General features: G+C 72.8%; 16 protein-coding genes. 6 read left to right on the forward strand and 10 right to left on the reverse strand.

Going from position 1 to position 20,357, the window contains the following annotated elements:
• Positions 1-33 precede the first annotated feature (33 nt).
• Positions 34-1,296, reverse strand: a complete 1,263-nt coding sequence (locus IF02_RS0123355; protein WP_030159983.1) for an extracellular solute-binding protein — start codon at positions 1,294-1,296, stop codon at positions 34-36.
• Between the two features lie 165 nt (positions 1,297-1,461).
• On the opposite strand from IF02_RS0123355, the gene IF02_RS0123360 reads away from it, so the two are divergent.
• The gene (locus IF02_RS0123360; RefSeq protein ID WP_030159985.1) at positions 1,462-1,677 is read left to right on the forward strand and encodes a dodecin; all 216 of its coding nucleotides are present in this window, start codon (positions 1,462-1,464) and stop codon (positions 1,675-1,677) included.
• A gap of 39 nt (positions 1,678-1,716) precedes the next feature.
• Here IF02_RS0123360 and IF02_RS0123365 read toward each other — a convergent pair whose 3' ends face one another.
• On the reverse strand, positions 1,717-2,211 hold the full coding sequence (locus tag IF02_RS0123365) for an HAD family acid phosphatase (RefSeq protein WP_030159987.1): 495 nt from the start codon (positions 2,209-2,211) through the stop codon (positions 1,717-1,719).
• Between the two features lie 53 nt (positions 2,212-2,264).
• Between IF02_RS0123365 and IF02_RS0123370 the strand changes: the two genes are divergently transcribed.
• From IF02_RS0123370 to IF02_RS33245, 3 genes are all read left to right on the forward strand, one after another.
• Positions 2,265-3,308 carry an LLM class flavin-dependent oxidoreductase gene (locus IF02_RS0123370; RefSeq protein ID WP_030159989.1) on the forward strand — a complete coding sequence of 348 codons (1,044 nt, stop codon included), beginning with the start codon at positions 2,265-2,267 and terminating at the stop codon, positions 3,306-3,308.
• A 40-nt stretch (positions 3,309-3,348) separates the two neighbouring features.
• Complete coding sequence (locus tag IF02_RS0123375) at positions 3,349-5,811, forward strand: excinuclease ABC subunit UvrA (RefSeq protein ID WP_030159991.1); 2,463 nt, start codon at positions 3,349-3,351, stop codon at positions 5,809-5,811.
• 139 nt (positions 5,812-5,950) lie between these two features.
• On the forward strand, positions 5,951-7,528 hold the full coding sequence (locus IF02_RS33245) for a serine/threonine protein kinase (RefSeq protein WP_158708545.1): 1,578 nt from the start codon (positions 5,951-5,953) through the stop codon (positions 7,526-7,528).
• 22 nt (positions 7,529-7,550) lie between these two features.
• Here IF02_RS33245 and IF02_RS0123385 read toward each other — a convergent pair whose 3' ends face one another.
• The 5 genes from IF02_RS0123385 to IF02_RS0123405 all read right to left on the reverse strand — a co-directional run bounded on the left by IF02_RS0123385 (position 7,551) and on the right by IF02_RS0123405 (position 13,699).
• Entirely contained in the window at positions 7,551-8,213 is a 663-nt protein-coding gene (locus IF02_RS0123385) for a hypothetical protein (RefSeq protein WP_234318307.1), read from the reverse strand.
• 85 nt (positions 8,214-8,298) lie between these two features.
• Complete coding sequence (locus IF02_RS35965; protein ID WP_051696479.1) at positions 8,299-10,104, reverse strand: Stealth CR1 domain-containing protein; 1,806 nt, start codon at positions 10,102-10,104, stop codon at positions 8,299-8,301.
• Positions 10,105-10,297: 193 nt separating this feature from the next.
• Positions 10,298-11,044, reverse strand: a complete 747-nt coding sequence (locus IF02_RS0123395) for a succinate dehydrogenase/fumarate reductase iron-sulfur subunit (protein ID WP_030159999.1) — start codon at positions 11,042-11,044, stop codon at positions 10,298-10,300.
• Entirely contained in the window at positions 11,041-12,993 is a 1,953-nt protein-coding gene (locus IF02_RS0123400) for a fumarate reductase/succinate dehydrogenase flavoprotein subunit (protein WP_030160002.1), read from the reverse strand. Before IF02_RS0123400 ends, IF02_RS0123395 begins: the two co-directional genes overlap by 4 nt.
• A 1-nt stretch (position 12,994) precedes the next feature.
• On the reverse strand, positions 12,995-13,699 hold the full coding sequence (locus IF02_RS0123405) for a succinate dehydrogenase (protein ID WP_030160004.1): 705 nt from the start codon (positions 13,697-13,699) through the stop codon (positions 12,995-12,997).
• A 94-nt stretch (positions 13,700-13,793) separates the two neighbouring features.
• Between IF02_RS0123405 and IF02_RS0123410 the strand changes: the two genes are divergently transcribed.
• A complete protein-coding gene (locus IF02_RS0123410; RefSeq protein ID WP_030160006.1) occupies positions 13,794-14,672 on the forward strand; it encodes a LysR family transcriptional regulator in 879 nt (292 codons plus the stop codon).
• Positions 14,673-14,708: 36 nt separating this feature from the next.
• On the opposite strand, the gene IF02_RS0123415 is transcribed toward IF02_RS0123410, so the two are convergent.
• A complete protein-coding gene (locus IF02_RS0123415) occupies positions 14,709-15,353 on the reverse strand; it encodes a TetR/AcrR family transcriptional regulator (protein WP_030160008.1) in 645 nt (214 codons plus the stop codon).
• Positions 15,354-15,472: 119 nt separating this feature from the next.
• Between IF02_RS0123415 and IF02_RS0123420 the strand changes: the two genes are divergently transcribed.
• Entirely contained in the window at positions 15,473-16,543 is a 1,071-nt protein-coding gene (locus IF02_RS0123420) for an FAD-dependent monooxygenase (protein ID WP_030160010.1), read from the forward strand.
• Positions 16,544-16,554: 11 nt separating this feature from the next.
• On the opposite strand, the gene IF02_RS0123425 is transcribed toward IF02_RS0123420, so the two are convergent.
• Both IF02_RS0123425 and IF02_RS0123430 read right to left on the reverse strand, forming a co-directional pair.
• Positions 16,555-18,726, reverse strand: coding sequence for a putative bifunctional diguanylate cyclase/phosphodiesterase (locus IF02_RS0123425; RefSeq protein WP_030160012.1), 2,172 nt, complete (start codon positions 18,724-18,726; stop codon positions 16,555-16,557).
• Positions 18,727-18,833: 107 nt separating this feature from the next.
• On the reverse strand, positions 18,834-19,664 hold the full coding sequence (locus IF02_RS0123430) for an SAM-dependent methyltransferase (RefSeq protein WP_030160014.1): 831 nt from the start codon (positions 19,662-19,664) through the stop codon (positions 18,834-18,836).
• Between the last annotated feature and the right edge of the window lie 693 nt (positions 19,665-20,357).

Below are 20,357 nucleotides of genomic sequence, written 5' to 3' on the forward strand. Positions count from 1 at the left end.
AACTCGGCGGACGCGCCGGGACCCGGCGCTCGGTCAGCGGTCGGAGCTGAGGACCTTGCTGATCGTGTCGGAGGCCGCTTTGGCGGCCTGCTTCGTGTCCTGTCCGGTGAGTACCGCCGTCATGTAGGGCTTGATCGGGTTCTTGCCCTCGACCTCGGCCCAGCGGGCGGACTTCGGCGTGGCGCGCCCCTGGGCGGCTCCGGGCGCCATGCTCGCGGCGCCCTCGTTGCCGTCGACCACGTGCGCGAGGGTGGCCTTGTTCGGTACGTAGCTCATCGTGCGGGCGAGTTCGGTCTGCCAGGTCTCGCTGACCAGGGCGGTGATCACGTCGACGGCCTGGCGCCGGTGCTTCGTCCGCTCGGGGATGATCAGGTCCGATCCGCCGGTGAAGACGGCGCCGGGCTTGTCGGAGGTCTTGCCGGGGACCGGGAAGAAGCCGAGCTTGCCCTTGAGGGCCGGGTTGGCGGCCTCGATGGCGGCGGCCTGGCCGGGCGGGGCGATGATCTGGGCGACCTCGCCGCGGGCGAAGACCTCGGACTGCGGGGGCGTCTCCTCGTCGGCGTCCTTGGGGCCGTCGCCGAGGGCCTGGAGCTGCTTGTAGAACTCCATGCCGGCCAGGGCCTTGTCGTCGTCGAGGGTGCCGACCCACTCGCCGCCGGTCTCGACGGCGAGCTCGCCGCCCTCGTCCCAGATGAACCCGGAGAGGACGTACCAGTTCTGGCCGGGCAGGTAGATGCCCTGCCGGTCGCCCTTGTCGAGCTTCTGGGTGGCCTGGATCCACTCCTGCCGGTTCCTGGGCGGGGTCTTGATGCCGGCGTTCGCGAAGAGGTCCTTGTTGTAGATCACCACGCGGTTGGCGGCGTACCACGGGACGCCGTACTGGGCCCCGTCGATGCTCGCCGGGTCGGAGAGGCCCTTGAGCCAGTCCTTGCTGCCCCACTCGCGCAGGCCCTCGAGGGTGAGTTCGGACAGGCCGCCGGTCTCGATGTACTGGGCGACCTGGGTGTTGCCGACCTCGATGACGTCGGCGCTCTCGCCGCTCTTGCCCGCGAGGACGGCGTTGACCTTCTCGCCGATGCCCGTCCACTCCTGGATCTTGACGTCCAGGTCGACGCCGGGGTGCTCCTTCTCGAACGAGGTGGTGAACTTCGCGATGAAGTCCTCCGAGGCGCTGCCCTTCATCAGCCAGAGGGTCACCTTCTGCGCCCCTCCGGCCGATCCCGCCAGCTGGCTGCAGCCGGTGAGGGCGGTCGCGGCCGCGAGGGCCGTGCACACGGCGAGGAAGCGCATCTTCACGAAGGTCACCTTCTGGAGTCCGGTCTCGGAGATGGCTTGAAATTGGCATAGACCAATGGGTGGGTCAAGGCCCTGCCGCTCGGGACTGTTCACGCAAAGTTCGCGGAGACGGACTTACTGGGGCACCGTGGAACGAGGCAAAAGCCCCCACCGTCGGGAGAACCCATGTCGAACCACACCTACCGCGTGACCGAGATCGTCGGCACCTCCCCCGAGAGCATCGATCAGGCCATCCGCAACGGCATCACCCGGGCCGGCCAGACGCTGCGCAACCTGGACTGGTTCGAGGTCACGCAGGTGCGGGGGCACATCGAGAACGGCGCGGTGGCGCATTACCAGGTGGGGCTCAAGGTCGGGTTCCGTCTCGACGGCGAGGACTGATCCGGGGCGGCCACGGACCGGTTCCGGGTCAGGTACGGCTCAGGTGCGGCCCTCGCCCTCCTGTGCCGACTTGAGCTCCGGCGCGTCCGCCGCCCAGTCCGCCAGGACCACCTTGAAGCCCGCGGCGCGCGCCGCCTGGCAGACGAGCTCGTCGTCGTCCACGAGCATCCGCACCTCCCGGCCCCGGGCGATCCGCCGCAGCACCTCCAGCTTGGTGGTCCGCGCCGGCCTGCGGTCCTGGTTCCCGCGCATCCACAGCCGCCCCTCGGGCAGTCCGTGCCGGGTCAGCCACTCCTCCGTGTCGGCGCGGCACCGCTCCGGGCGCCCGGTCAGGTACACGACCTCGCAGTCGGCCGCCTGCTCCACCGCCAGCGCCACCCCGCGCGCCAGCGGCGGGTCGGCCGGGGCCGCGCCGAAGAAGCCGTCCCAGTCCCGGGGCCGGCCCTCCAGGAAGTGCTGGCGGTGGTCGGTGTCGGCCAGGGTGTTGTCGATGTCGAAGACGGCCAGCGGCCGGCGGTCGTTGCTGTCACTCATACGGGTCAGACTAGGCAGGGAATCCTTTCGGCGCGTGTGCGTTACAGCCTTGTGTGATCCGCAAACTCTCCATCCTCGACCGGTCCCGCACCCGCGAGGGGCACCCGGCCCCGCAGGCCCTTCGCGACACCGTGGAGCTCGCCCGCGCGGCGGAGCGGCTCGGATACCACCGCTTCTGGGTGTCCGAGCACCACAGCGTCCCCGGAGTCGCGGGCTCCGCGCCCGCCGTGCTGGCCGCGGCCGTCGCCGCGGTCACCCGGCGGATCCGGGTCGGCACGGGCGGGGTGATGCTGCCCAACCACCAACCGCTGGTGGTCGCGGAGCAGTTCGGGGTCCTGGAGTCGCTGTTCCCCGGCCGGATCGACATGGGGCTCGGCCGCTCGGTCGGCTTCACCGGCGGGATCCGGCGGGCGCTGGGCCGCGACACCGGGGACGCCGACCGCTTCGAGGAGCAGCTGGCGGAGCTGCTGGGCTGGCTGGACGGCAGCCAGCGGGCGCACCCCGAGGTGCACGCCCGCCCGGCGGAGGGGCTGTCGATACCGGCCTACGTGCTGGCCACCGGCGAGGGCGCCGGGATCGCGGCCCGGGCCGGGCTGCCGCTGGTGGTGGGCGACCTGCGGGCCCGGGGCCGGGTCACGGAGGTCATCGACCGCTACCGCGCGCAGTTCCGCCCCTCGGCCGCCGGCTCGGAGCCGTACGTCGTGGTCTCCGGGACGGTGGCCGTGGCGCGGACCCCGGAGGCCGCCCGGCGCATCCTGGTCCCGGAGGCCTGGTCCCTCGCGTACTCCCGGACCCGCGGCAGCTTCCCTCCGCTGCGCCCGGCGGAGGAGGTCGAGGCGTTGGCCATGCCCCCGAAGGAGCGGGAGTTGTACGAGGGCGGGCTCGCCGGGCACGTCCACGGCACCGAGGAGCAGGTGGCGGCGCAGCTGGCCGAGGTGGCCGACCTGACGGGCGCGGACGAGCTGCTGGTCACCACCTCCACGTACGACCGCACGGCGCTGCTGGAGTCCTTCGAGCGGCTGGCCCGGGTGGCCGGGCTGGCGGGGTCGGCGGAGGCGGCCGGACCGACCGGGCCCGCCGGGCCACCCGGGCTCTGACCGCGCGCAGCCCCCGGAAGCGGCCCGTAAACTGGGGCGAATGCACCACTCCCCCTCGCCCGAGACCCACCACGACCCCTTCGTACGGGTAAGGGGTGCCCGGGAGCACAATCTGCGCGGCGTCGACGTGGACATCCCGCGCGACGCCCTGACCGTGTTCACCGGGGTCTCCGGCTCCGGGAAGAGCTCCCTGGCCTTCGGCACGCTCTACGCCGAGGCCCAGCGCCGGTACTTCGAGTCGGTGGCCCCGTACGCCCGCCGCCTCATCCACCAGATCGGCGCCCCGAAGGTGGACTCCGTCACCGGACTGCCGCCCGCGGTCTCGCTGGAGCAGCGGCGCTCCTCCCCCGGCTCGCGGTCCTCGGTCGGGACGGTGACCCTGCTGTCCAACTCCCTGCGGATGCTGTACTCGCGCGCCGGGACCTATCCGCCGGGCGCCGAGCGGCTCGACTCGGACGCCTTCTCCCCCAACACCGCCGCCGGGGCCTGCCCTTCCTGCCACGGACTCGGCAGCATCCACCGCACCAGCGAGGAACTCCTGGTGCCGGATCCGGAGCTGTCGATCCGTCAGGGCGCCATCGCCGCCTGGCCCGGGGCCTGGCAGGGCAAGAACCTCCGGGACGTCCTGGAGGTGCTCGGGTACGACGTGGACGCGCCCTGGCGGGAGTTGGCGGCCGAGGACCGCGAGTGGATCCTGTTCACCGAGGAGCAGCCGGTGGTCACGGTGCATCCGGTGCGGGACGCGGACCGGATCCAACGGCCCTACCAGGGCACCTATATGAGCGCCCACCGCTATGTGATGCGGACCTTCTCCGACAGCAAGAGCGCCACGCTGCGGGCCCGCGCGGAGCGCTTCCTGACCGATTCCCCGTGCCCGGTGTGCGAGGGCCGGCGGCTGGGACCCGCGGCGCTGGCCGTGACGTTCGCGGGCCGGACGATCGCGGAGCTGGCGGCGCTGCCGCTGACCGCCCTGGACGCCGTACTGGCCTCCGTACCGGACTCCGTACGGGAGGGCGCGCCCGCGGGCGGGGAGGCGGCGCGGGTGCTCGCCGAGGATCTGCGGTCCCGGATCGGGCCGGTCGTGGAGCTCGGGCTCGGCTATCTGAGCCTGGACCGCACGGCGCCGACCCTGTCGGCGGGCGAGTTGCAGCGGCTGAGGCTGGCGACGCAGCTGCGGTCGGGGCTGTTCGGGGTGGTGTACGTGCTGGACGAGCCGTCGGCCGGGCTGCATCCGGCCGACACCGAGGCGCTGCTCGGCGTACTGGACCGGCTCAAGGCCGCGGGGAACACGGTGTTCGTGGTCGAGCACCACCTCGACGTGGTGCGGCACGCGGACTGGCTGGTGGACGTGGGTCCGCTGGCCGGGGAGCACGGCGGGCGGGTGCTGTACAGCGGGCCGCCGCAGGGGCTCGCGGGTGTGGCGGAGTCGGCGACGGCGCGGCACCTGTTCGGGTCGGACGAGGCGGAGGCGGTGACGAAGACGGAGGCGGAGGCGGAGGCGGAAGCGGAGCCGGGACTGCGGCCGGCGCGGGCGGCGCGCGGTTCGGTCCGGCTCAGCGCCGTCGAGCGGCACAACCTGCGGGGCGTGGACGCCGAGTTCCCGCTCGGGGTGTTCACCGCGGTCACCGGCGTGTCGGGGTCGGGCAAGTCCACGCTGGTGGGCCAGGTGCTCGCCCGGGAGGTCGGGGAGCGGATCGCGGACCCGGGGTTCCCGGTGCGGCGGCTGGTGGAGGTGGACCAGAAGCCGATCGGCCGGACCCCGCGGTCCAACCTGGCCACGTACACGGGACTGTTCGACGTGGTGCGCAAGCTGTTCACGCAGGCTCCGCAGGCGCGGGCGCGCGGCTGGAAGGCGGGCCGGTTCTCCTTCAACGTGCCGGGCGGCCGGTGCGAGACCTGCCAGGGCGAGGGGTTCGTCTCGGTGGAGCTGCTGTTCCTGCCGAGTACGTACGCCCCGTGCCCGGAGTGCGCCGGGGCCCGGTACAACACCGAGACCCTGGACGTGCGGTACGAGGGGCTGAACATCGCGGAAGTGCTGGGCCTGACGGTGGAGTCCGCGGCGTCCTTCTTCGCGCGGGTCCCGGCGGCGGCGCGCAGCCTGCGGGCACTGGAGGACATCGGGCTCGGCTATCTGCGGCTGGGCCAGCCGGCCACGGAGCTGTCGGGCGGCGAGGCGCAGCGGATCAAGCTGGCGACGGAGCTCCAGCGCCTGCGCCGCGACCACACCCTGTACGTGCTGGACGAGCCGACGACCGGGCTGCATCCGGCGGACGTACGGGTGCTGCTGCGGCAGTTGCACGGGCTGGTGGACGCCGGGCACTCGGTGGTGGTCGTGGAGCACGACATGGAGGTGGTGGCGGGCGCGGACTGGGTGATCGACCTGGGTCCGGGCGGCGGCACGGACGGCGGCAGGATCGTCGCGGCGGGCACGCCGGCGGAGGTCGCCGCCGCGGGCGCGGGCCGTACGGCGGGCTACCTCGCGCGGGCGCTGGGCCGGACGTAGGTTTCAACGAAGTCCGCTGCCAAGCGAGTTGGCGTACTGGCATGCTGAGCCTGAGCCGGATCGAGGGGGCGGTCCTGCCGGGGCCAGGGGGTTCTGCGGGCCCCGCGGTCCGCGAAGACCTGCGTCTCAGGAGGAGCCAGTGGGTTTGGGTGGGCTGCGGGCGGGGGACCCGGAGCGGATCGGCGGCTTCACGCTCGTCGGCCGGCTGGGTGCGGGCGGCATGGGTGTCGTCTACCTGGCACAGGGTGCCGACGGCCGGCTCGTCGCCCTCAAGCGGCTGCGCGAGGAGTTCGCTTCGGACTCCGAGTTCCGGGCACGGTTCCGGCGTGAGGCCGCGGCGCTGCTGCGCGTCCAGGGCGCCTGCACGGCCCGGGTGCTGGCGGTCGAGACCGAGGCGAGCAGTCCGTTCGTCGTCATGGAGTACGTACAGGGCCCGACGCTGGCGGAACACGTCGGCGAACACGGGCCGTTGCGCGGTGACATGGCGCACGGCTTCGCCGTCGGGCTCGCCGAGGCGCTCGTGGCGATCCACGGGGCCGGCCTCGTCCATCGCGATCTCAAGCCCGGCAACGTGCTGCTGTCGAACCAGGGACCGAAGGTCATCGATTTCGGCATCGCGCAGGCCGCCGACGCCACGGCGCTGACCCGCCCCGGTGTGGTGGTCGGGACCGTGGGCTACATGGCGCCGGAACAGGCGCGCGGGCAGGCGGGGCCTCCGGCCGACGTGTTCGCGTGGGCGCTGACCGTCGCCTACGCCGCCACCGGACGCCACCCGTTCGGCACCGGACCGTCCGAGGCGGTGCTGTACCGGGTCCTGCACGAGGAACCCGACCTCGACGGTGTTCCCGCGCACCTCAGGACACTGCTGGCGCCGGCCCTGGACAGGGCGCCCGAGCGGCGTCCCACCCCCCGGCACCTGCTCGCCGGACTGACCGGTGCCACGGATCCCGGGACGGTCGCCGACGCCGAGGCCGTCAGCACGCTGCTCGCCACCGCGTGGCGGATGCCGGCAACCGGGGCGCCGCCGGCCTCCGTGCCGAGGCGGCGCACCGCGCTGGTCGCCGCGGCGGCGGCGGTGCTCCTGCTCTCGACCGCCGGGATCGTCTGGGGGGTACTGCCCGGTGGCGCAGACTCGACGGCCTCCGGCACGACCGCGCCCGCGGGCCGGCCGGCGAGCGCGGCGCCCTCCTCGTCCCCGACGGTCTCGGCGCCGCGCACGGCCCCCGGTCCGACCGGATCGGCTCCCCGGCCGACCGGCCCCCGGACGACGGCGCCGGCGCCGGCCACCCCGGCCTTGATCCCCTCGCCACCACCCCCGTCCTCGCCCCCCGCATCCACGGGCCCGCTCACCAACACCCACAGCGGGCTGTGCATCGACACCAACGGACCGCAGCGGCCCGGCCTCGAAGTCGTGCTCCGCGCGTGCGGTAACTACAGCGGCCAGATCTGGGCCCATGACGAGACGAGCCTGCACCTCACGAACCCGCCCAGCGGCCTGTGCCTGGACACGAACGGCCCCCCGGCCACGGGCGTCATGGCCGTGCTCAATCCGTGCGGCTACTACAGCGGCCAGCAATGGCACTACGACGCCGGAGCCGGCCGGTTCGTCAACCCGGCGAGCGGCCTGTGCCTGGACACGAACGGCCCCCCGGCCCTCAACCTCTACCTGGTGCTCAACCCCTGCGGAAACCACACCGGCCAGTCCTGGCGCAGGTGAGAGCGGCCCGGCGGCAGGCGGCCTACGCGTCGCCCGGGAGCAGGTGCTGCGCGAGTTCGCGGAAGCTCCACCGGCCCTGGCGGCGGGTGAACATCCACACCAGGTCGTAGCGGTCGGGCCAGACGGCGGGGACGCCGAGGACCTGGTGGGCGCCGAGGGCGTGGATCAGGCGGGGCATGCCGGTGTGCTCCCAGCAGACGAGTACGGGCATCGGGGCGGCCAGCGCGGCGCGCGCCAGGGCCTCCTCGGCACCGACGGCGAACTCTGTGCGCAGGGGCGCGCGGAGGGCGGCGGTCAGCGGCTCGACCGTCTGGCGGCAGCGGGCGGGGGGCTTCCCTCCGGGTCCGGACGGGCCGCCGGCCGCGAAGACGACGGCGGGGCGCGGCAGCGTCGATCCGCCGGCCGGCGGGAACAGGCTGTGCAGTTCCTCGGCCCGGCGGCGGCCGCGCCCGGCGAGGGATCCGGGGTCCTCGTTGCCGTCCTCGTCCTCGCCCAGGTCCCCCGCGTACGGCTTCTCCGCGTGCCGGACCAGCATGACCAGGGCGTCCTTCGGCGCGGCTTTCGGGCCGTGGGCGGCGGTGGACGGATCCTCCGCCGAGCAGCCGGCCATCGCGAGCGGGGCGAGGGCGGCGGCCGCCAGGAGGGTGCGGCGGCGCGGTCCGGACCCGGCGGGGGCTTCTGGCATGGGGCCCACTGTCCCCCACCGGCCGGACGCCTCCGTGGCGCGGCGCGGCGTACCGCCGGCACGAGCGCCCGGTCGGCCGATCGGATCAGCCGATCGGCCGAGGCCTCTCGTACGACCCGTACGTCTCGTACGGCCCGCACGTCTCGTGAGGCCCGCACCTCTCGTACGGCCCGCACCTCTCGTACGGCGACGGCACCGGGAAGTACGCCTCCAGGAAGGCGGTGACCGCGCGCTGCTGCTCCTGTGGCGACAGCCCGGGTCGGGTGTCGTCGTCGGCGAGGCAGAACGCGTCGGCCCAGCGGTCGGCCGCCAGGCCGGGCAGCCGGTCGATCTCCTCGGCCCGGCCGGTGCTGACGTACGCGTGGTGCAGTTCGCCCTCCACGGCACGGCCGTCGGCGAGGGCCAGGTGGGAGGCGAGGGTGACCGGGGCGAGGTCGTCGGCGCTGCGGAAGACCGAGCGGCTGGTGGTGGTCAGCCGGCCGGGCAGCCGCGCCTCGACGTGGGCGAAGAGGGAGCGGCTGAGCGGGTACGGGGTGTGGGCCAGGATGTGCGGGTAGGTGCGGCCGACGGCCCGTTCCACCGCATGGCGGGTGGCCTTCTGGGAGGCGGTGAAGACGTCGTCGTCGACGCCGGGGGCGCTGGGGGCCACGGCCCGCTGGTCGTGGAAGACCTTGGGCAGGCCGGAGGAGAGGAAATAGTTCTGGGGGCGCTGCGGGCGGCCGAGGAAGATGTCGTCGTTGAAGTAGAGGAAGTGCTCGGCGAGGCCCGGGATGCGGTGGAGCTGGCTCTCGATGGCGTGGGAGTTGAAGACGGGGAGGCCGGCGGGGTCGGCGAACAGCTCGCGGTGGTCGACGACGGTGACCTGCGGGTGGTCGGTGGCCAGCCAGGACGGGATCTGGTCGTCGGTGACGATGAAGACGCGGCGGATCCAGGGGGCGTGGGCGGCGATGGAGCGCAGGCAGTAGCGCAGCTCCCCGCGGTCGCGGTAGCGGTTCTCGGCGTGGTCGACGGGGGCCCGCTCGGCGCCGCCGGATCCCGTGGCGGCCCTGGCGGCGCGGTCGCGGCGGCGGCGCCAGGCGGGGTCGGCGGCGTCGACCCAGGTGATCACGGCGTCGACGGGGAAGTCGATGTCGTCGGGGAAGCGGCCGGCGAAGGCGTCGACGACGGGGTGGTCGCGGTCGCCGACGCGGGTGGTGGACGTGGCTTCGAGGGTGGGCACCCACCAGCCGTACGGGGTCTCGCGCAGCCCGGCGATCGCGCCGATGCCCGACTCGGCGGCTTCCCAGAACTCCAGGTCACAGCCGGTTTCGGGGCCGTAGGCCACGGTCCGGCCGGAGGTGACGACCGGCTGGAAGAGCCGGATGCCCTTGATCTTCGGGGGGTCGGTTTCGGCGGGCGAGCCCTCGTGGGCCACGACCGCTTCGGGGAGTGCTTCGGCGAGGACCTCTCCGGCTTCGCTGCCGTCACCGAGGAGCCGGGCGTACACCGGGAGCCCGGCGAAGGCCGCCGCGCATGCCTTCAGGGCGGCCGCGCGGTCGCCCGGGGCGATGGCCACCCGGTGCCGGAGCTCCCCGTCGGGGACCAGCCCGTACGGGACGGCGGCCGTTTCGAGTGCCTCGGCGACCGCGTTCAGGTTGGCGTTCCGGGCGTCGGCGGGCAGCAGGTCGTCGCGGACCCGGGAGAGCCGGCCGCGGTGGCGGACCAGGCCCGGCAGCTTCCCCAGCAGCTCGTCCTCACGGGCCCGGCCGGGCGGGGGCGGCGCCGGGCTCCCGCTCCCGGTGCTCTCCCGCACGGCGGCGTCGGGCTGCTTCGGTACGCCGCCGGGCCGGCGCAGCGTCCGTACGATCCGGCGCAGGCCGACGGGAAGGGGGAGACGGGAACGGCCCTGCATATACGACCTCGCGAGACGGCGCCGGTGTGCGGCACCCGAGGATGCGGACGGCACCCGGCGTGAGGGGGTGCGGCGCCGTCCGGCAGGCAGGGGCGGATGCCTCGTTCACCTCCACCTTTCCCTTCGTTCATTTTTCACGCAAGTACCAGGAGTCCCTTGTTCCCGTCTCACAGCGACTTCTCAGAATCCCCTCTCACGCTCCGTGCTTGCGGACCGCCCGCAGCCATTCGCGGTTCATGGCGGCGATGGACGGCAGCGGGATGCCCTTGGGGCAGGCCGTGGCGCATTCGCCGGTGAGGGTGCAGCCGCCGAAGCCCTCGTCGTCCATCCGGGCCACCATGTCGAGGACGCGGGTCTCGCGCTCCGGCGAGCCCTGCGGCAGCACGTTCAGGTGGTTGACCTTGGCGGAGGTGAAGAGCATCGCGGAACCGTTGGGGCAGGCCGCCACGCAGGCCCCGCAGCCGATGCACTCGGCGTGCTCGAAGGCGGAGTCGGCGTCGGCCTTGGGCACGGCGGTGGCGTGCGCCTCGGGGGCGGAACCGGTGGGGGCGGTGATGTAGCCGCCGGCCTGGATGATCCGGTCGAAGGCGCCGCGGTCCACGACGAGGTCCTTGACCACCGGGAAGGCGGCGGCGCGCCAGGGCTCGACGTCGATGGTGTCGCCGTCGGCGAAGGAGCGCATGTGCAGCTGGCAGGTGGTGGTGCGCTCGGGGCCGTGGGCGTCGCCGTTGATCACGAGGCTGCACGCGCCGCATATGCCCTCGCGGCAGTCGTGGTCGAAGGCGACCGGGTCCTCGCCGCGCAGGATGAGGTCCTCGTTGAGGGTGTCGAGCATCTCCAGGAACGACATGTCGCGGGAGATGCCGTCGACCTCGTACGTGACCATGGCGCCGGGGGTGTCGGGGTTCTGCTGGCGCCAGACGCGCAGGTTGAGCCTCATGCGTAGCTCCGCTGGGTGGGGTGGACGTACTCGAAGACGAGGTCTTCCTTGTGCAGGACGGGGGCCGCGCCGGTGCCCTGGTACTCCCAGGCGGCGGCGTAGCCGAACTCCTCGTCGCGGCGGGCGGCCTCGCCGTCCGGGGTCTGGGACTCCTCGCGGAAGTGGCCGCCGCAGGACTCGGCGCGGTGGAGGGCGTCGAGGCACATCAGCTCGGCGAGCTCGAGGTAGTCGACGATGCGGTTGGCCTTCTCCAGCGACTGGTTGAACTCGTCGCCGCTGCCGGGGACCTTGATGCGCTGCCAGAACTCCTCGCGGATCTCCGGGATCCGGGCGAGGGCCTTGCGCAGCCCCTCCTCGGTGCGGGACATGCCGCAGTACTCCCACATGAGCTCGCCGATCTCGCGGTGGAAGGAGTCCGGGGTGCGGTCGCCGTCCACGGCGAGCAGCTTGGCGAGGCAGTCGCGGACCTCCCGTACGGCGGCCGCGGCCTCGGGGTGGCCGTCGTCGACGGCGTCCTGGTGCGGATGGCGGGCCAGGTAGTCGTTGATGGTGGAGGGCAGCACGAAGTAGCCGTCGCCGAGGCCCTGCATGAGGGCGGAGGCGCCGAGGCGGTTGGCGCCGTGGTCGGAGAAGTTGGCCTCGCCGATCGCGAAGAGGCCGGGGACGGTGGTCTGGAGGTCGTAGTCGACCCACAGGCCGCCCATCGTGTAGTGCACGGCGGGGTAGATCCGCATGGGGACCTCGTACGGGTTCTCCGCGGTGATCCGCTCGTACATGTCGAAGAGGTTGCCGTACTTCTCGGCGACCTTGTCCCGGCCCATGCGGCGGATGGCGTCGGCGAAGTCGAGGTAGACGCCCTGGCCGCCGGGGCCGACGCCGCGGCCCTCGTCGCAGACGTTCTTGGCGGCGCGCGAGGCGATGTCGCGGGGCACGAGGTTGCCGAAGGAGGGGTAGATCCGCTCCAGGTAGTAGTCGCGCTCCGCCTCGGGGATCTGGGCTGCGGGGCGGGTGTCGCCCTGGGCCTTGGGGACCCAGATGCGGCCGTCGTTGCGCAGGGACTCGCTCATCAGGGTGAGCTTGGACTGGTGGTCGCCGGTGCGCGGGATGCAGGTGGGGTGGATCTGGGTGAAGCAGGGGTTGGCGAAGTACGCGCCGCGCCGGTGCGCCCGCCAGACGGCGGTCGCGTTGGAGTTCATGGCGTTGGTGGAGAGGTAGAAGACGTTGCCGTAGCCGCCGGAGGCGAGGACGACGGCGTCGGCGTAGTGGGTGGAGATCCTGCCGGTGATCAGGTCGCGGGCGACGATGCCGCGGGCCACGCCGTCGACGGTGATCAGGTCGAGCATCTCGGTGCGGGCGTGCATCTCCACGTTGCCGGCGGCGATCTGCCGGGACAGCGCCTGGTAGGCGCCGAGGAGGAGCTGCTGGCCCGTCTGGCCGCGGGCGTAGAAGGTGCGGGAGACCTGGACGCCGCCGAAGGAGCGGGTGTCGAGGAGGCCGCCGTACTCGCGGGCGAAGGGGACGCCCTGGGCCACGCACTGGTCGATGATCTCGACGGAGATCTGGGCGAGGCGGTGGACGTTGGACTCGCGGGCGCGGAAGTCGCCGCCCTTGACGGTGTCGTAGAAGAGGCGGTGCACCGAGTCGCCGTCGTTGCGGTAGTTCTTGGCGGCGTTGATGCCGCCCTGCGCGGCGATGGAGTGGGCCCGGCGCGGGGAGTCGGAGAAGCAGAACTGGACGACGTGGTAGCCCTGTTCGGCCAGGGTGGCGCCGGCCGCCCCGCCGGCCAGGCCGGTGCCGACGACGATGACGGTGTGCTTGCGGCGGTTGGCCGGGTTGACGAGCTTGGCCTCGAAGCGGCGGCGGTCCCAGCGTTCGGCGATGGGGCCTTCGGGGGCCTTGGTGTCGGCGATCGGCTCGCCGGTGGCGTAGTGGGCGTAGTCGTTGCTCATGTCAGCTCACCACTCCGGTCATGACGGCGACGGGGACGGAAACGAAGCCCGCGAAGAGGACGAGGGCGAGGGCGTCGGCGAGGAACTTCAGCGCCCGGTCGCGGCGGGCGTTGCCCGCGCCGAGGGTCTGGGCGGCGCTCCAGAAGCCGTGCCGGACGTGCAGGGCGAGGGCGGACATCGCCACGATGTAGATCGTGTTGCCGTACCAGGTGGAGAAGGTGGCGAGGACGTTCTCGTAGGGGTGGCCGGCCCACGCGCGCTCGTTGACGGTGAGCGTGGTGAGGTCGAGCAGGTGCCAGACGATGAACAGGGCGAGGATGACGCCGCCCCAGCGCATGGTGCGGGTGGCGTAGCTCGCGCGGCGGCGCTTGTGGGCGTACTTGACCGGGCGGGCCTTGATGTCCCTTCGGCTGAGCTGGTACGCGGACACGCCGTGGCCGACGACCGCGGCGAGGAGCACGACGCGCACGATCCACAGGGCCCACTCGTGGTGGAGGAAGGGCGAGCCGAGGGTGCGCAGCCAGTGGGCGTAGCCGTTGAACTCGGCGGACCCGAAGAAGATCTTGAGGTTGCCGAGCATGTGGACGACCAGGTATCCGAGCATGATCAGCCCGGACACCGCCATCACGGACTTCTTGCCGACGGTGGAGTCCCAGAGCGTGCGCGTGGTGGACGGCCGTCGGCCCGTCCGCGTTGCCAGAGCCATGCCACCGACGGTAAGGACCAAAGTCCCGAGAGGTCCAAGACATGATGGCGCTGATCTCCATAGGGAATGCCTATGTACGGCGTACGCTGGGGCGATGCAGTTCCAGCAGCTCCTGTACTTCGTGGCCGTCGCCGAAACCCGTCACTTCACCCGGGCCGCGGAGCGGGTGCACGTCGCCCAGCCGTCGCTCTCGCAGCAGATCAAGGCGCTCGAACGGGAGCTGGGGGCGGAGCTGTTCAGCCGGGCGCGGGGGAACATCGCGCTGACCGACGCGGGCGAGGCGCTGCTGCCGCTGGCCCGGCGGATCCTGGCGGACGCGGACACGGCGCGGCTGGAGGTGCAGGAGCTGGCGCAGCTGCGGCGGGGGCGGGTCCGGCTGGGGGCGACGCCGAGCGTGTGCACGGGGCTGCTGCCCGGTGTGCTGCGCGCCTTCCACACCGCGCATCCGGGGATCGAGCTGCTGATCGAGGAGAGCGGTTCGCTGGACCTCGTACGGGAACTCGCGCGCGGGGCCCTGGACCTGGCGCTCATCGCGCTGCCGCTCCCGCCCTCGGCTCCGGCGCTGACCACGGTGGAGCTGCTGACGGAGGACCTGGTGGTGGTCTCCTCGGCAGAGCTGCCGGCGCCGGCGGGCGGCGGGCCGCTCACGGTGTCCGCGCTGCGCGACGAGCCGATGGTGATGTTCCGCCACGGCTACGACCTGCGGGACCTGACGGTGGCCGCCTGCCGGGCGGAGGGCTTCGAGCCGGTGTTCACGGTGGAGGGCGGGGAGATGGACGCGGTGCTGGGCTTCGTGCGCGCGGGACTCGGGGTGGCGGTGGTCCCGGCGATGGTCGTCGACCACGGCGGCCCGGGGCTGCGCGCCACCCCGCTGGCGGGCTCCCCGCTGCGCCGCACCATCGCCCTGGCGCACCGCACCGACGTCGCTCCCCCGCGCGCGGCCCGCGAGCTGAAGCGCATCCTGCTGGGCTGAGCGCCGCGCCGCGCCTCCTCCGGGGCGGCGGGGCCGTCAGGCCCCGGCTATGGGGAGGGCCTTGTCGAGCCCGTCGGCCAGCATCGCGAAGGCCTGGTCGGCTTCGGCCACGGCCGCAGGGTAGGCCTCGTCGGCGCTCTGGCCGGCGGCCATGCGGAGGTGGTTCTCCCGGCCGAGCTCATGGCGGACCGCCACCAGGTGCATCGCGGCCAGGCGGGCGGCGAACGGCCGGACCGACTCCGATTCGAGTACGGCGGCGAGCAGCTCCACCTCGCGGTCGCTGTAGTGGGACATCCGGCTCTCCAGGCTGGCGGTGGAGTAGAGCAGCCGCTGGAACGCGACCACCTCGGGGTGGTCGCAGAGCCCGGTGATCGGGTCCCGATCGGCGAGGGCCGCCAGGAAGTGCGCGCGCACCGCGGCCACCGGCGTCCGGCCGGCGGGCCGGTCGCGCACGATGCGCGCCGCCTCGTCCTGGTGGTCGGCGAACCGGTCGAGCACCAGATCCTCCTTGCTCGGGAAGTACCGGAACAGGGTGGGCTTGGAGACCTCGGCCGCGGCGGCGACATCGGCCACCGACACGGCATCGAAGCCCCGCTCCAGGAAGAGTTCCAGCGCCGTGTCCGCCAGCTGGCGACGCGTACGGAGCTTCTTGTTCTCGCGCAGACCCGTCGTCTTCTCCATACCGCGAGCGTAGCACAGAACCATGACTCAGTTAATTTCTTAACCGGGTTGCTTTTTCTGGCGGGAGCCGCTTTCCTTGAGACATCGACGAGACGGACATCGACCTGAGAGGACGTCCGATGACTGACGTACTGATCGTGGGCTCCGGCCCCACGGGACTGACCCTGGCCTGCGACCTCGCCCTGCGCGGAGCCGCCGTCCGCGTCATCGACCAGCGCACCGCGCCGCACCACGAGTCCCGGGGCAAGGGGCTCAATCCGAGCAGTCTGGAGATCTTCGAGGAGCTCGGCGTGGCCGAGTCCCTGACCGGCATCGGCACCGAGGCGGTGGTCCTGCGCAAGTACTTCGACGGAGCACATGTCAACGACACCGCCGTGGCCGGCACCGGCCTGCTGATCGGGCAGTGGCAGATCGAGGCGGCACTGCGCGAGCGGCTCGCCGGCCTGGGCGTGGCCATCGAGTACGGAGCCGGGCTCGCCGCAATCACCCAGGACGCGGCCGGGGTCCGGGCGGAGCTGACGGACGGCACCGTGATCGAGGCCCGCTACCTGGCCGGGTGCGACGGCGGGCGCAGCACCACCCGCAAGCTCCTCGGCATCCCCTTCGAGGGGAACACGGAGGAGGAGCCCGCGATGGTCATCGGGGACGTCCGGGCCCCCGGGCTCAGCCGGGACTTCTGGCACCAGTGGTTCACTTCGGAAGGCGGCGGGATCATGCTCTGCCCGATGCCCGGGACGGACTCATTCCAGTTGCAGGCCTCACCCGAGCAGGACGAGCACGGCGAACTGGTGCCGCCGTCGCTGGAAAGCTTCCAGCGGCTGTTCGACCGGCATGCCCGGATACCGGGGATCCGGCTCACGGATCCCACCTGGTTCTCCACCTGGCGGGTCAACGTGCGCGTGGCCACCCGGATGCGCGAGGGCCGGGTCTTCCTCGCCGGGGACTCCGCGCACGTCCACCCCATAGCCGGCGGGCTGGGCATGAACACCGGCATCGGCGACGCGGCCGCCCTGGGCCGGACCTTGGCCGCCGCCCTCACCGGGGAGGGCGGGGAGGAGGTGCTCGACGTGTACGAGGCCGAGCGGCTGCCGGTGGCCACCGAGGTCGTGGCCGACACGGCGCGGCGGTACGAGCGGGTCGTGGAGGCCGTCCGGACGCCCGGCCGGGGGATCGAGGCCGGCCTGGACTGACCGGGCGGGCGTCAGGAGGGCGTGGGCACGGCGTCCGACAGCGAGAGGGTGTGGATGCGGTCGGGGGCGCCGGGGCGGGCGTAGTACCAGCCCTGGGCGGTGTCGCAGCCGAGGTCGCGGAGCTGGGCGGCCTGGGCTCCGGTCTCCACGCCCTCGACCGTGACGGCGAGTTCGAGGCTGTGGGCCAGGGCCACGATGCCTTCCACGATCTTGACGTCGACCGGGTTGGCGGGCTGCTGCTGCATCCCCTTGGTGAAGGAGCGGTCCAGCTTCAGGACGCTGACCGGGAGGCGGCGCAGGTTCGCCAGGTTCGAGTAGCCCGTGCCGAAGTCGTCGAGCGCGATGTCCACGCCGAGGGCCGCGAGCCTTCGCAGGGGTTCCAGGAGTTCGTCGTCGGCGCCGATCAGGGCCGATTCGGTGACCTCCAGGCACAGGGCGCCCGGGGCGAGGCCGGAGTTCTCCAGCACCGCGACGGTGTCGGCGACCAGGCCGGGGTGGTGCAGCTGGGTCGGCGAGAGGTTGACGTTGATCCGCAGGGCCGAGCCGCCGTGCTGGCGCTGCCAGTTGCGGGCCTGGCGAACGGCCTCCTCCAGGACCCAGCGGCCGAGCGGCACGATCAGCCCGGTCCGTTCGGCGAGCGGGATGAAGCGGTCCGGGCCGAGTACCCCGTACTGCGGGTGCGACCAGCGGACGAGGGCCTCGGCGCCGTGGACGCTGCCGTCGTGCAGGTGGACCAGCGGCTGGTACTCGATGAAGAACTCGCCGCGTTCCAGCGCCGCCGGGAGGGCGTTGGTCAGTCCGTGCCGGGTGATGGCGCGGGCGTCGGCCTCGGCGTCGGCGAACTCGAAGCGGTTGCCGCCGGCCGCCTTGGCCCGGTACATGGTGATGTCGGCGCTGCGCAGCACCTCGGCCGCGGTGCGCTCGCGGGCCGGGCCCTCCACGATGCCGATGCTGCCGCGGACCGACAGCTCGCGGCCCTCGATCCGGATGGGAACCGAAAGGGCGGACAGGATCCGGACGGCGAGTTCGGTCACCTTCTCCTCGGTGTCCGAGCCGGTGGTCAGCGCCACGAACTCGTCGCCGCCGAGGCGTGCGACGACCTCGCCGGGACCCGTCGCACAGCTCTGCAGCCGGTCGGCCACCTCCACCAGGAGCCGGTCGCCCGCGGAGTGGCCGAGGCTGTCGTTGACCGCCTTGAACCCGTCGAGGTCCAGGTAGCAGAGGCCGAAGCGGCTGCCGCCGGCCCCGCTCAGCGCCTTCTCCAGGCGTTCGAAGAACAGCGTCCGGTTCGGCAGCCCGGTCAGGGCGTCGTGGGTGGCCTCGTAGCGCAGGCGCAGGTTCAGCAGCCGGCGCTCGGTGGTGTCCTCCATCAGCGCCAGCTGGTACTGGGGAACGCCCTCGGCGTCGCGCAGCAGCGACACCGTCAGGTTGGTCCACAGCACGGTCCCGTCGTGCCGGTAGTACGGCTTCTCCACGCGGTAGCTCTCGCGTTCGCCGCGTACGAGTTCGCCGTACATCCGCCAGACGTGCGGGGCGTCGTCGGGATGGCCCCACTCGCTGACGTTGCGGCCCCGCATGTGCCCGCCCATCCCGCCGAACATCTGGAGCAGCGCGTCGTTGACCTCGAGGATGTTCCCTTCGAGGTCGGCGATGCCGATGCCGACGGCCGCGCCCTCGAAGACCGCCTTGAAGCGCTCCTCGCTCGCGTGCAGGGCCTGCTGGGCGTCGATGCGGGCGGTCAGTGCGGAGCGGGCGATGGCCTCCTGCTCCTTGAGCGTGCGTTCGCGCAGGGCGCGGGCGAATCCGGCCGCGATCCCGTGCTGGAGCCGGGCGCAGCGCGAGCGGTACTCCTCGGTGCCCTCCACGCCGACGCCGTCGGGGCCGCAGTAGAGCACGAGGTACGACTCGACCACGCCGAGCGTGCCGGCCAGTGCCTCCGGGTCGGTGCAGTGCACGGCGACGAGTTCGGCCCCCACCCGCTGGGCGACGCCCGCGTCGAAGGGCCGGGCGTGCAGGGCTTCGGCGAGGGTCCGGGCGAGCGGTATGAGGTGCTGTTCGAACTCGACGCGGGTCAGCGAGGTCGCGGTGACGGGGAAGATCGCCCGTCCCCAGATGGTCGCGAAGCGCCCGATCCGGTCCTCCAGCCCGCTCCGCAGCGCGGCCGGGCCCGTGCCCGCCGACAGGCCCGCCGGAGCCGGCGGGCCTGTGGGCGGGGCGGTGGGCTCCGCTGCCTGCGCGGGCCCCTCGTTCTTCGGGGTCGGTGTGCCGGAGGGCACCGCGGCCGTGGATCTCACGCCTTGCGTCCCACTCCGCCGAAGCCCGAGAACGCGTACGGGTCCTCGGGCGTCTCGCCGCCCTCCGGGTCCTCGGTGCCCTCGGGCTGCCACAGCGGCATGGACACGACGCCGGGTTCGATGAGCTCGAAGCCGTCGAAGAAGCGGCCGATCTGCTCGCCGCTGCGCATCACGAGCGGGTTGCGGATGTCCCGGTAGACGCCGACCGTCCCGGCCGCGACCTCCTGGGAGAGCGGGATCCCCTCGTAAGAGGCGTGCGTGAGCACCAGGAGGCTGCCGGGGGCCAGCGCGTCGCGCAGCTCGGCGACGGCGGCGTACGGGTCGTCCGAGTCCTCCAGGAAATGCAGGACGGCGACGAGCAGCAGGGCGACGGGGCGCTCGAGGTCGAGCAGCTGCGAGACCTCGGGGGCGGCGAGGATGTCCTGCGGCTTGCGCAGGTCGGCGGCGACGATGCCGGTGCTCTCCTCGCCGGCGAGGACGGCCCGGCTGTGCGCGACGGCCACCGGGTCGTGGTCCACGTAGACCACGCGGGCGTCGGGGCTGGCGGCCTGGGCGATCTCGTGGACGTTGCCGAAAGTGGGGATGCCGGATCCGATGTCGAGGAACTGGGTGACGCCCTGGGCCACGGCGTAGCGGACGGCACGGCGCATGAACGCCCGGTTGGCCTGCATGATCTTGGGCAGGCCCGGCAGGAACTCCATGGCGCGGCGGGCGGCCTGGCGGTCGACCTCGAAGTTGTGGGAGCCGCCCAGGTAGTAGTCGTAGATGCGGGACACGCTCGGCACCGATATGTCGATACCTGGCGGGGCCCAGGCGGGGCGCTCCATCGGGGTCTCCAAGCCGTAGTCCTGCGCGGTCGTCCGGGATCGGACGCCTGTCCGAGCCGAATGTACTGATCATTGCCCAACGGAGCGAGCAAAAGCGGAAATTGGTGATCCGTTCTTCATCACACACCAAAGGCCTCCACGGCCTCTCCCGCAGCGAATGACCGAAACCGACAAGTCGCTTTTGGGAATGCGCAGGTAGATGATCGGAATTCTTCATTCCGTGGCTCAAACCTCTACGGTCTTCGCACCACCCGTTCAGGCGAACCACGGCCGAGCTCCGCGTGCGCGAGCGCACGTGAGCCCATGCTCCCCGGGTGAACAGAGCCTCTGCCAGACGCCTGCTGGCGGTCCCGGTCCTGCTGTGGGCGGCGCTGTCCGCCACGCCGGCCGTGGCTGATAGCTGCGCCTACGCGACGATCGACGCCGGGGACGGCGCGAGTGCCGTCGGGCTGATCGCGACCGCCGGAACCGGCGCGGCCGCGAGCGCGCGGGGTGGCGGACATCACGGCGAAGGCCCTCCCGACGGCCGGGGCAACGGCCACGGAAGCGGCCACGGCTCGGAGCGCGGGAACGGCCCCGGAGGCCACCACGGCCACGGTGGCCACGGCGGGCACGGTGGCCACGGTGGCCACCACTGCCCGCCGCCTCCCCCGCCGTGCCCGCCGAAGCCGACCCCCACCCCGACGCCGACCC

Origin of the sequence: Streptomyces sp. NRRL S-244 (genome assembly GCF_000717915.1) — a bacterium.
Classification (GTDB): domain Bacteria; phylum Actinomycetota; class Actinomycetes; order Streptomycetales; family Streptomycetaceae; genus Streptomyces.